The organism is Bombilactobacillus bombi (assembly GCF_003522965.1).
In the GTDB taxonomy this organism is placed as follows: domain Bacteria; phylum Bacillota; class Bacilli; order Lactobacillales; family Lactobacillaceae; genus Bombilactobacillus; species Bombilactobacillus bombi.
In genome coordinates this window covers 1,024,403-1,037,072 of record NZ_CP031513.1, presented here as the reverse complement: position 1 = coordinate 1,037,072, position 12,670 = coordinate 1,024,403, and the positions used below count along the sequence as shown (strand labels likewise).

The 12,670-nt window shown below is 36.9% G+C and carries 10 protein-coding genes; all 10 read left to right on the top strand.

Features of this window, described 5'->3' with window-relative positions; all coding sequences use genetic code 11:
* The first annotated feature begins 59 nt into the window (after window positions 1–59).
* The 10 genes from DS830_RS05310 (at window position 60) to gatB (ending at window position 12,660) form a co-directional block, all read left to right on the top strand.
* Window positions 60–692, top strand: a complete 633-nt coding sequence (locus tag DS830_RS05310; protein ID WP_240366788.1) for a glycoside hydrolase family 73 protein — start codon at window positions 60–62, stop codon at window positions 690–692.
* A gap of 207 nt (window positions 693–899) precedes the next feature.
* Complete coding sequence (locus DS830_RS05305; RefSeq protein ID WP_118902866.1) at window positions 900–1,475, top strand: xanthine phosphoribosyltransferase; 576 nt, start codon at window positions 900–902, stop codon at window positions 1,473–1,475.
* A gap of 11 nt (window positions 1,476–1,486) precedes the next feature.
* Window positions 1,487–2,605, top strand: coding sequence for an ATP-grasp domain-containing protein (locus DS830_RS05300; RefSeq protein ID WP_118908529.1), 1,119 nt, complete (start codon window positions 1,487–1,489; stop codon window positions 2,603–2,605).
* Window positions 2,606–2,607: 2 nt separating this feature from the next.
* Window positions 2,608–3,906: an adenylosuccinate lyase gene (gene purB, locus DS830_RS05295; RefSeq protein WP_118908528.1), complete on the top strand. Its 1,299-nt coding sequence runs from the start codon at window positions 2,608–2,610 to the stop codon at window positions 3,904–3,906.
* Between the two features lie 155 nt (window positions 3,907–4,061).
* A complete protein-coding gene (gene pcrA, locus DS830_RS05290; protein WP_118908527.1) occupies window positions 4,062–6,293 on the top strand; it encodes a DNA helicase PcrA in 2,232 nt (743 codons plus the stop codon).
* A 14-nt stretch (window positions 6,294–6,307) separates the two neighbouring features.
* A complete protein-coding gene (ligA, locus tag DS830_RS05285; protein ID WP_118908526.1) occupies window positions 6,308–8,317 on the top strand; it encodes an NAD-dependent DNA ligase LigA in 2,010 nt (669 codons plus the stop codon).
* Between the two features lie 11 nt (window positions 8,318–8,328).
* Window positions 8,329–9,468 (top strand): CamS family sex pheromone protein, encoded by a 1,140-nt coding sequence (locus DS830_RS05280; RefSeq protein WP_118908525.1) that lies wholly within the window; start codon window positions 8,329–8,331, stop codon window positions 9,466–9,468.
* Between the two features lie 20 nt (window positions 9,469–9,488).
* The gene (gatC, locus tag DS830_RS05275) at window positions 9,489–9,785 is read left to right on the top strand and encodes an Asp-tRNA(Asn)/Glu-tRNA(Gln) amidotransferase subunit GatC (protein ID WP_118908524.1); all 297 of its coding nucleotides are present in this window, start codon (window positions 9,489–9,491) and stop codon (window positions 9,783–9,785) included.
* Between the two features lie 2 nt (window positions 9,786–9,787).
* The gene (gene gatA, locus DS830_RS05270) at window positions 9,788–11,230 is read left to right on the top strand and encodes an Asp-tRNA(Asn)/Glu-tRNA(Gln) amidotransferase subunit GatA (protein ID WP_118908523.1); all 1,443 of its coding nucleotides are present in this window, start codon (window positions 9,788–9,790) and stop codon (window positions 11,228–11,230) included.
* Window positions 11,230–12,660, top strand: coding sequence for an Asp-tRNA(Asn)/Glu-tRNA(Gln) amidotransferase subunit GatB (gene gatB / locus DS830_RS05265; protein WP_118908522.1), 1,431 nt, complete (start codon window positions 11,230–11,232; stop codon window positions 12,658–12,660). Before gatA ends, gatB begins: the two co-directional genes overlap by 1 nt.
* Window positions 12,661–12,670: the final 10 nt, after the last annotated feature.

Genomic DNA, 12,670 nt, shown 5'->3' with positions numbered 1-12,670 from the left:
GTATCTTAAGCTTCGATTCAATGTTATGATAAAGTTAATTTTCTATGGAGAGTTGAAAATTGACGAAAAGAAAAAGAATTACTAAACGGCAACGACAGACGTTTTTGACATTTTGTGCCAGTTCAATTGCGTTGTTGATTATTTTGTCAGCAATTATTTTAGCAAGAAATTTTGTGCGGCAAAATAGGATGGTTGCTCAAGAACCAATTCAAGTCAAAACAATTCAGCAGCAACACGAAGAGTTTATTCAAACACTAACACCAGCTGCGATTAAGTATGGCCGAATGTATAATATTTTACCTAGTATTACAATTGCGCAGGCCATTTTAGAAAGTGACTGGGGCCAAAGCCAATTAGCCAGCAAATATCATAATTTATTTGGAATTAAAAGTGATGATCCCAATAATTCTCAAATGTTAAAAACGCAGGAATATCAAAATGGGCAGTGGGTTACAATTGCAGCCAGTTTTAAAGTTTATCCCAGTTTTGATGCTTCTATAGCAGATCATGCGGTGTTGTTAGCCAAGGGTACTACTTGGAATAAGCAACAATATCAACATGTGCTCGCATCCAAGAATTATTTAGAAGCAGCTAATAGCTTGCAAATAGATGGTTATGCCACAGATCCCGATTATACTCAAAAAATAATTAGAATTATTGAAAAATATCATCTCAATCGTTATGACAATTAAGAACTTAGTATTTAGTTATTTGCAAAAAACGGCTTTAAAAGACGAAGTACGAACTTTAATTGGTTAATGAGAACAAATGGTCGCTATTTTTACTTATATAATGATATTTATTCTCGAATTATTCGCAATTTTACTAAGGAATGACTTTTGTCTGAGTCTAAAGCCTGTTAAAATAAGATAAAGTTAAATTTTAAGGGAGAAAAAGCTGTGAAAGAATTAGAAGCGCGAATTAAACGTGATGGACGTGTATTGGGAGAAGATGTTTTAAAAGTTGATAGCTTTTTAAATCATCAAGTAGATCCAGTTTTAATGCACAAAATGGGGCAAGAGTTTTATGAATATTTTCAAGATAAACCGATTACTAAAGTTTTAACTGTCGAATCATCAGGCATTGCCCCTGCAGTGATGACAGGCCTAGCGTTTGAAGTGCCTGTGGTTTTTGCGCGTAAACATAAATCGATTACTATGAATAATGATATGTACGTTGCTGATGTGTATTCATTTACAAAAAAGACCACTAATAAAATTAGTATTTCAAAAAACTTTTTGAGTAAAGAAGATCATGTTTTAATCATTGATGATTTTTTGGCTAATGGTCAAGCGGTGTCTGGTTTAACCAATATTATTCAACAAGCAGATGCAACGTTAGAGGGTATTGGAATTGTCATTGAAAAGACCTTCCAAAAAGGACGACAATTAATCGATCATCAAAATATACCAATTTTATCACTTGCCCGAATTAAGGCTTTTAAAAACGGACAGGTTGTGTTTGAAGAAGAATAGGGGAAAGGTTCATGAGCTTTTTAGGTCCAGCAAGTACGATTGGAATTATTGGCGGTGGTCAGTCCACCTTTTTATTAACACAACAAGCCCTAAAAATGGGCTTTAAAGTCGTTATTTTGGCAAAAAAAGCGGCCTTAGCTAATCATGAAAACGTGCAGTTAATTGTTGGTTCTCATCATCAAGTGGCAGATTTGCAAAATTTATTTTCGCAATCAGACTTGGTAATTTATGATAATGAGGATTTACACTTAGATTTGCTGGATCAAATTGAGGGACGAGAAAAGTTAGTCCAAGGCACACAAATTTTGGATTTGGTTCAAGATCGTTACTTAGAAAAAAGTTTTTTGAATAATCATAATCTAAATGTAGTACCCTTTGCTGCAGTGGTTGATGATCAAGATTTACAAAAAACTGTTCAAGAAATTGGTTTTCCCTGTATTTTGAAACCCATTCAAAAAGATGTTAGTGCGATTGATGGGAAAGTTTTTTATAATCAAGATGAAATAGATGCATATCATATTTTACAAGGATCGTTTATTTTAGAATCACTACTAGATATCCAACAAGAATTTGTAGTTTTAGCCAGCAAAGATGAGCATGGGCAAATTGCAACTTATCCAGTTGTGCAACTAACATCACAAAATCGGTGGGCACACACGGCGTTGATTAATCCACAATTCAATTCCATTTTACAAGGTGAAATCAAGGAAATCGCCCAGACAATTGCTAAAAATGTCAATTTTCGGGGATTAATTGCGATAAAGTTATGCACAACCAAGGCCCAAGCACTTTATGTGGAGAGAATTTATTTGGGAACGGTGTTTGCGGCTAATATTTATCAAGCAGTGACTGCTTATTCTCAAGAAGAACTATTTTTACGGAGTGTGTGCAGCTGGCCAGTACCTAATCTGCAGCCTTTAATTGCTGGTTGCAACTTAGTAGTAACTAAAGATAACTTAGATCTAGCAATTACAGAATTACAGAATCATCCACAATGGCAATTGAATTTAATTCCAGAAAAACTGCAACATGATTGTTTGAATCCTTATTTGGGAGTAGTAACTGTTTTGGGGAATGATTATCAAAAATTACAGCACTATGTAAATGTAACAAAATTTTGGAAGGTGTAATAATGGTCATTAAACGTTATCAAAGAGAGCAAATGGCGCACATTTGGAGTGATCAGAATAAATATCAAGCTTGGTTAGATGTAGAAATTGCAGTTGATCGCGCTTGGAATAAACTAGGTGTAATTCCTGATCAAGACTTACAAAATATTGTTGAACATGCTAGCTTCAAGGTTGAAGATATTTTAGCAATGGAAAAAGTGACTAAACATGATGTAGTAGCTTTTACCCGTACCATTTCTCAAAGTCTAGGTGCCGAAAAAAAATGGGTTCACTTTGGCGTGACTTCTACTGATGTTGTGGATACCGCTTATGGTTATTTGTTAAAACAAGCCAATGATATTTTACGTCAAGATTTACAAGACTTAGCTGATGTTGTGGCTCAAAAAGCGCGTCAATATAAACAGACAGTCATGATTGGCCGCACCCATGGAGTTCACGCAGAACCAACTACGTTTGGCTTGGTATTAGCTAATTGGTATTCTGAAATTAAGCGCCATCAAGAACGTTTTGAACATGCAGCAGCTGGTGTGGAAGCAGGCAAAATTAGTGGCGCTGTTGGTACCTTTGCCAATATTTCTCCGCAAGCAGAAGCGTTAGTGTGCCAAGAATTAGGTTTGCGTGCTCAAGAAATTTCAACACAAGTTTTACCACGGGATTTACATGCTGAATATATTATGACTTTAGCTTTGATTGCTGCTGGTATTGAGCGATTTGCATTAGAAATCCGCCATTTGCAACGTACCGAAGTGCGTGAAGTAGAAGAGTTTTTTGCTTCGGGACAAAAAGGCTCTTCAGCAATGCCGCATAAACGTAATCCAATTGGCTCGGAAAATGTTACCGGCTTGGCTCGAGTGATTAAGGGGCATGTGTTTACCGCCTTAGAAGATATTGAATTATGGCACGAACGTGATATTTCTCATAGTTCAGCAGAAAGAATTATTTTACCAGATACGACCGAATTATTAGATTATATGTTGCATCGTTTTACTAAGATTGTCCAAGAGTTAACTGTTTTTCCAGAAAAAATGGAAGCTGACTTACAAGTAACTCACGGGTTAATCTATTCACAAAGAGTCATGTTAAAGTTAATTAAAACTGGATTGAGTCGCGAAGCTGCTTATGATATTGTACAGCCATTAACCGCACAAGTTTGGCAGAAGCATCTTGATTTTCGGCAATTATTAGATAACGATGCTCAAGTAACTGAACGTTTATCCAAACAAGATTTAGATGATGCCTTTGATTATCGGTGGCATTTGCGGCATGTAGATGAAATTTTTCAGCGTGTGGGTTTAGAATAAAACAAATTAAACGGAATTAGGCAAAATTTTTGTACTAATTCTTTTTTATTGAGAATTGCGATTGATTAGACCTGTTTTGTGGCGCTGATTTTGCTATAATTATGGTTGTGATATTTTAATGATAAAAATTATTTTTGGAAAAAAGGAAGAGTTAAATGGCAGAAGTCGCAATTCTTAAGGGATTAAATGACCAGCAAAAAAAGGCCACAGTAGCTACGCAAGGACCTTTATTAATTTTGGCAGGAGCTGGTAGCGGCAAAACTCGAGTGTTAACTCATCGGATTGCTTATTTAATTAAAGAAAAACAAGTAATGCCCTGGCATATTTTGGCTATTACTTTTACCAATAAGGCTGCTCGTGAAATGCAAGAGCGAGTAACTAAATTATTAGGTGATCAAGCAGCCGGTGTATGGGTATCAACTTTTCATTCGATGTGTGCTCGGATATTGCGGCATGAAGCCGAAGCAATTAATTATAGTCGGGCCTTTACAATCACAGGTTCTTCAGAACAATTAACTTTAATCAAACAAATTTTAAAACAAGAAAACTTGGATCCTAAACAAAATAATCCTCGGACTATTTTGAGTATGATTAGCCAAGCCAAAAATGAATTGCAAACACCAGCCGATTTTGCCACGGCAGCTAAAACTCTGTTTGAAGAGACAGTGGCCAAGATATATCGGCGTTATCAACAAGCATTATTTGAGAATCAAAGTATGGATTTTGATGATTTAATTATGAAAACAATAGAATTATTTGAAAAAAATCCATTAATTTTGGCTAATTATCAAGATAAATTTCACTATATCCATGTTGATGAGTATCAAGATACTAATGATGCTCAGTATCGCTTAGTGCATCTATTGGCTGATAAATATCATAATTTATGCGTTGTGGGTGATGGTGACCAAAGCATTTACGGTTGGCGGGGTGCCAACATGGAAAATATTATGAATTTTGAAAAAGATTATCCACAGGCGCAGACCATTTTACTGGAACAAAATTACCGCTCTACGAAGATTATTTTACAAGCGGCTAATGAGGTGATAAGTAATAATAACTATCGGAAACCCAAAAAGTTATGGACCGATAATGAGCAAGGCGAAAAAATCACCTATTATCGCGCTGACAATGAACAAAGTGAAGCTATTTATGTCATTGATCAAATCAAAAAACGCTGTCAAAAGGAGCATTTAAAATATACCGATTTTGCGATTTTATATCGCACTAATGCCCAATCGCGAATTTTAGAAGATCGATTACTGAAAGCAAATATTCCTTACCAAATCATCGGAGGTCATAAGTTTTATGACCGCAAAGAAATTCGGGATGTTTTGGCTTATTTGCAGTTGATTGCTAATCCTAAAGATTCTTTAAGCTTTGAACGGATTGTCAATGTACCCAAACGCGGTATTGGTGCAACTTCATTAGATAAATTGCGCGAATATGCTTTGCAAAAGCATTTAAGTCTCTTAGAAGCCGCTCGCCAAGCTAGTACTGCTCCTTTAACAAGTCGTGTGAGTCATAAATTTGAGCAGTTTGCCCAAATGATGGATTTGTTGATCAGACATCGCGGTGGCCAAACCATTACGGAATTAATGACTGCCGTTTTGGAACAAAGCGGTTATCAAAGCGATTTAGAAAAGCAAAATAATTTAGAAGCTCAAACCCGCTTGGAAAACATCAAAGAATTATTAACTGTAACTCAACAATTTGATCAAGAATACGAACCAGTTGATGAAGATGCAGATCCCTTAAATGATTTTTTGGCGGACTTGGCGCTGGTTAGCAGTGAGGATACGAGCGATACTGATTCAGATCAAGTTACCTTGATGACCTTGCACGCAGCTAAGGGATTGGAATTTCCGGTTGTGTTTTTAGTCGGAATGGAAGAAGGAATTTTTCCTTTAGCACGTGCTTTAAGTGAACCTGATGAATTAGAAGAAGAGCGACGGCTGGCTTATGTGGGAATTACCAGAGCGCAAACTAAGCTTTATCTAACAAATGCCTATAATCGGATGCTTTATGGTAAAACTCAATCTAATCAACCTTCCCAATTTATCCAAGAAATCAAGCCAGAGTTATTGGACTTAGAAAACTCTTCAGAACAACCGGAAGACTTTAATCGGCCCACAACAAGGTATCCTTTTGCTGAAACACCAGCTCATAAATCCCAATCAGCGCCAACCAAACCGCAAGTAGCAGGTAAAACCACAGCTGGTTCCGTTGATTGGCAGTTGGGCGATCAAGTTGAACATAAGAAATGGGGTTTAGGTACAGTTGTGAAAGTTAGTGGTCACGGTGAAAATGCTGAACTGGATATTGCTTTCAACCAAGAAGGCATTAAGCGGCTATTAGCGGAGTTTGCACCGATTAAAAAAGTTTAATTGGAGGTGAGCACATGGATCAACAAACTGCGCAAACACAATTAAGTCAATTACGCTTAGAGTTGAATCGCTATCGGAAAGCTTATTACACTGAAGATGCTCCCTTAGTTGAAGATAGTGTTTATGATCAAAAATATCAGCAACTATTGCAATTAGAACAACAATTTCCAGAATTGGTGACGCCAGATTCTCCTAGTCAATTAGTCGGCGATGTGCCCGCTTCAAATTTAGCCAAAGTAACTCATGAAATACCGATGCTATCGATGGGGGATGTTTTTTCTTTTGCTGAATTGCAAGAATTCAATGAGCGCATTAAAAATGCTGTTGGCCATCCAGTTGATTACAATGTTGAGTTGAAGATTGACGGTTTAGCTTTATCATTAGTTTACCAACAAGGCCAATTAGTCCAAGGCTCAACTAGAGGTGATGGTTCGATTGGCGAAGACGTTACTAATAATGTCCGTACTATTAAAAATATACCGCAAACCTTACCAGAGCCATTAGATCTTGAAGTACGCGGTGAATGTTTTATGCCGAAAGCTGCTTTTGCAAAATTAAATAATCAGCGCGAACAAAATGGTGAAACAGTTTTTGCTAATCCTAGGAATGCAGCTGCCGGCAGCTTAAGACAGTTAAATGCTCAAATAACTGCGCAACGCCAACTCAGTACTTTCATTTATACGGTGATTAACCCGCAAAATATTGCTGTGGCTACCCAAAGTCAAGCGTTAGAGAAAATGACACAATTAGGATATCATGTTAATCCCGAGCGGTTTGTAAGTCATGATTTACAGGGTGTAGAAGCTTATATTGCTAAATATCAACAATTGCGTGATCAATTGCCTTATGGAATTGATGGTATCGTCTTAAAAGTGAACGATTTAACCTTGCAACAGCAATTGGGCAATACTGTCAAAGTCCCTCGTTGGGAAATTGCTTATAAATTTCCACCGGAAGAAGCACAAACTACAATTCATCAAATTGAATGGACTGTTGGGCGAACAGGTGTAGTTACACCAACGGCTGTGATGGATACAGTGCAACTAGCTGGAACTAATGTTAATCGTGCAACTTTGCATAATATGGATATGATTCAACAGAAGGATATTCGTATAGGTGATACAGTACTTTTGCATAAGGCTGGTGATATTATACCTGAAGTTTCACAAGTCTTGCTAGCCAAGCGAAAAGCACATACTCAGCCCTATACAGCACCGACTTTATGCCCTTCTTGTGGCGCAAAATTAGTGCATTTGGAAGATGAGGTTGCTTTAAGATGCATCAATCCGATGTGTCCGGCCCAAGTTAAAGAAGGGTTGACCCATTTTGCTTCCCGCAGAGCAATGAATATTAACGGATTAGGTCCAAAGATTGTTGAACAGTTATGGCAGCATCACTTAGTTAGTGATGTGGCAGATTTATATCGATTGACTAGTCATGATTTAGAACAAATTGATGGTTTTCAAGAAAAATCAATTAATAATTTATTAGAATCAATTGATAAGTCCCGTCAAAATTCACTAGAAGATTTGTTATTCGGCCTAGGTATTCGTCATGTAGGCGCCAAGGCTGCTAAATTATTGGCCCAAAAATTTGGAACCATGGAACAAGTAATGCAGGCAAGTGCAGAACAAATATTAGCAATTGATGGTATGGGGGCAACTATTGCAAATAGTTTGCAGGTTTATTTTGCTAATCCTAAGGTACAGCAGTTAATTAAAGAATTAGCTCAATTGCATGTTAATTTAGAATATAAAAATCCCCAACAGCAAATGGATTTATCAGATAATCCGTTCAACCAGCAAACGATTGTGATAACTGGAACGTTAGCCCATTACAAACGTCAAGATTTAAGTGACCTCTTAGAAAGTTTAGGCGCACATGTTACTAATTCTGTTTCTCAAAAAACAGATCTTCTCATTGCTGGTGCCAAAGCTGGCAGTAAATTAACCAAGGCCCAGCAATTAGGAGTTAAAGTTATGAGCGAAGACCAGTTGCAACAGCAGCTTCAAGATGAAAAGTAGGAGTTTCATAAATGAAAAAATTGTCTAAATTAAGTATGATAGTAATGACTCTATTTTTATTAGTTGGTTGTGGCAATTTGGGAGAATCTTCATTATCTTCACATTCACAAAATGGTAAAAAAGTTACCACAACCCAAGCTTCGAAGTCAGGACAATATAGTACTTTATTGCAAAATGGTCACTATAAAACTAGTCCAATAAGTGGCGTAACAGGTGATAGTGACAGCAATAATAATCACAATTTACGGTCTTTTGAAGCAGGGTTAATCTCAGTATCACAAAAAGAATTTTCACCAGATAAATATTTTTTTCAAGAAGGACAAATGATTTCTACAGCTACTGCTCAGAAGTGGTTAAATCGGAAATCGGCTGATAATCCTTTGGGACTAAATCCCAAAGATAATGGTTCCAAAGATCCAGATAAGCGCAATCCGATTTATTTGCAGCAGTTATTAGAACAAGATTTTTATACACAAAATGATAAAGACTACCGCTTAGCTGGTATGACTGTTGGTTTATCAATGAATGATATAGATTACTATACCAAAGAACGTTATGGAGCCGTTTTTGAAACTAAAATTTCTGACAGCCAAAGACAAGCTATGGGACAAGAAATGGCGAATAAAATTGTGCAACGCTTACGTAAAAACAATAATTTACGCAATATACCAATTGTGGTAGGACTCTATCGGCAAAATGTTAATGATTCTTTAGTGGGAGGAACATTCTTTAGTTATGGTGTCAGCCATAAAAATGGGGAAAGTATCAAGGATTGGAAACCAATTAAAGAACAAAATCAAGTTTTGCCGGTCGTAAATAATGAAACGCCAATCAATAGTAATGATGCAGATGATTTTTCTAATTTTAAAAATCATATTGAAAGTTATTTTCCTAACTTAAGTGGGGTAACGGCGCAAGTGCACTACCAAGATGGGAGCTTAAATGGCATGGTTATTACTATTACCACCCAATTTTATGGTGTTGCTCAGATTCGCAGTTTTACCCAATTTGTCCAAGAAGCTGCTAATCGGTATTTACCGCAACAGCCAGCATTAGAAATTAAAATTCAAACGGTCCAAGACATGCAATCTTTGATTACTAAGGATTATAATAGTAAACAGTTTACGAACCATGTTTTGATATCTTATTAAAACTGAGAAGGGATGATTTGATGATTGATAAAAAGTTAGTTCAACATGTAGCTCATTTGGCAAAGTTAGAGTTTGACGATGCCCAACTAGATAAGTTTACAAAGCAACTAGATGAAATTATTACGATGGAAGATGAATTAGCACAAGTAGATACCACTGGTGTCCAACCAACGACGCATATTTCTCGCCAAAAGACATCTTTTAGAGCTGATGAAGTTCAACCAACCAATAGTCGTGAGGAATTATTACAAAATGTTCCAGAACAACAAGATGGCTTAATTAAAGTACCAGCTATTTTGGACAATGAGGAGGATTAGCAGTGGATTATTTTAATGAAACAATTGCTTCACTACATCAAAAGTTAGTTGCAAAGCAAATTAGTGCAGCAGAATTGACGCAAGAAACTTTGACGAATATTCATCAACTCAACCCAGAAATTAATGCTTTTATTACAATTAATGATAAAGCTCATATAGACGATGAAGAAGTGGTGGCTGATCGCCCGTTACAAGCTATTCCGGTGGCGATTAAAGATAATATTTTAACTAAGGGTTTAAAAACTACTGCTGGCAGTCAAATGTTAGCTAATTTCCAACCAATTTATTCAGCAACTGTAGCTCAAAAAATTCTAGCTGCTGGCATGGTTAACATTGGCAAAACCAATATGGATGAGTTTGCTATGGGTTCATCTACGGAAACTTCACATTTTGGAATTACTAAAAATCCTTGGAATACTAACAAAGTTCCTGGTGGCTCTTCTGGTGGTTCAGCAGCAGCAGTTGCTTGCGGACAAGTATTAGCAGCTTTAGGTACTGATACTGGTGGTTCCATTCGACAACCTGCCTCATTTAATGGTATTTTTGGAATCAAGCCAACGTATGGTCGGGTTTCGCGTTGGGGTGTTATTGCTTTCAGTTCTAGTTTGGATCAAGTCGGAGTTATGTCGCGTCATGTGGCTGATTCTGCTCAGGTCTTACAAGCAATGAGTGGCTTTGATCAGCATGATAATACTAGTGCTGATTTGCCAGTTCCTGATTACAGTCAAATCAAAGCCAATGTTAAAGGCTTAAAAGTGGCGGTTCCAGAAGAATTCATGGGCGAAGGTATCGACGCGGGTGTCAGAGAACAAGTGCAACGTGGAATTAAGTTGTTAGAAGATAATGGGGCGAGTGTGGATACTGTGAAGTTGCCACATGCACAATATGCAGTGCAAGTCTATTATATTATTGCTTCTAGTGAAGCTTCTTCTAATTTACAACGTTATGATGGTATTCGGTATGGTTTTCGCGCACAAGATGTGCGTAATTTGGAAGATGTTTATATAAAATCTCGCAGTGAGGGCTTTGGTGACGAAGTTAAGCGGCGGATTATGTTAGGAACTTTCGCTTTATCAGCCGGCTACTTTGATGCTTATTTTAATAAAGCAGCCCAAGTTCGGACTTTGATTATTGAAGATTTTAATAAAATATTTGCGGATTATGATTTAATTGTTGGACCTACCTCACCAACAACAGCTTTTGATATTGGTTCAAGAATTGATGATCCTTTAGTAATGTACATGAATGATATTTTAACTATTCCAGCTAATTTAGCTGGTTTACCAGCAGCATCAGTACCAGTAGGAATGGCAGATGGTATGCCTGTAGGCTTACAAATGATTGCTAAACCTTTTGCTGAACAAACTATCTTTAATGCTGCGCAGCTTGTGGAAAATGAAACCAACTTTTTACAACAGCGTCCACAGATTGGAGGCCAAAACTAATGAATTTTGAAACAACAATTGGTTTGGAAGTACACGTTGAATTAAAAACAAAAACTAAAATGTTCAGTCCTTCGCCTGTATCTTATGGGGCACAACCAAATACGAATGCTAATATTATCGATTTTGGCTTTCCGGGAACTTTACCGACTGTTAACAAGCAAGCTTATAAATTAGGAATTATGACAGCTTTAGCCTTAAATGCACAAGTAACACAGGATACTCATTTTGATCGGAAAAATTATTTTTATCCAGATAATCCTAAGGCTTATCAAATTACTCAAAAAGAAAAGCCGTTGGCAACAAATGGCTGGGTGGAAATTGAAGTAAATGGTCAAAAAAAGAAAATCGGTATTGAAGAACTGCATATTGAAGAAGATGCTGGTAAAAATACACACGGTGAAGCAGGTTATTCTTATGTGGACTTAAACCGGCAAGGAACACCTTTAATTGAAATTGTTTCTAAGCCAGATATTCAATCTCCAGATGAAGCGTATGCTTACTTAGATCGTTTGCGCCAAATTATTCAATTTACCGGTGCTTCTGATGTTAAAATGGAAGAAGGTTCCATGCGGGTAGATACGAATATTTCGGTACGCCCAATTGGATCTGAAAAATTTGGTCAAAAAGTTGAGTTAAAAAACTTAAATTCCTTTAAACACGTTCGCAATGGTTTAGAATATGAAGAAAAGCGGCAAGTACAAATTCTGATGGCTGGCGGCATAATTCAACCAGAAACTCGTCGTTATGATGAACCAACCAATTCAACTATTTTGATGCGGGTTAAGGAAGGCGCTGACGATTATCGTTATTTTCCAGAGCCTGATTTGCCAGATTATCATATTGATAGTGCTTGGATTGATCAAATTCGCCAAGAAATTCCCGAAATGCCTGATAAACGCCGCGAACGCTACATTAAAGAATTGAAAATTCCTGAATATGATGCCGGTGTTTTGACAGATACTAAGGAAATGTCAGATTTCTTTGATCAAACCGTAGCCTTAGGCGCTGATCCTAAGCAAGTTTCTAACTGGTTAATGGTTAATGTTAATGCTTATATGAATGAGCATAATTTGGACTTGAATCAAACTAAACTAACCCCAGAGCATTTGGCAACAATGATAGGCTTGGTCAAAGATGGAACAATTTCTTCTAAGATTGCTAAGAAGGTTTTTGCTGAAACTATCGCTAATGGTAGCGAACCAAAGGCTTGGGTAGAATCTAAAGGCTTAGTACAGCAATCTGATCCTAATGTCTTAACACCAATTATTAATCAAGTATTGGATGATAATGAACAATCTGTGATTGATTTTAAAAATGGTAAAGACCGTGCCTTTGGGTTCTTAGTTGGCCAAATCATGAAACAAACTCATGGTCAAGCTAATCCAAAGGTAGTTAATCAGATTTTAACCGCTGAAATTAAGAAACGTTAAGAGGTAGCAA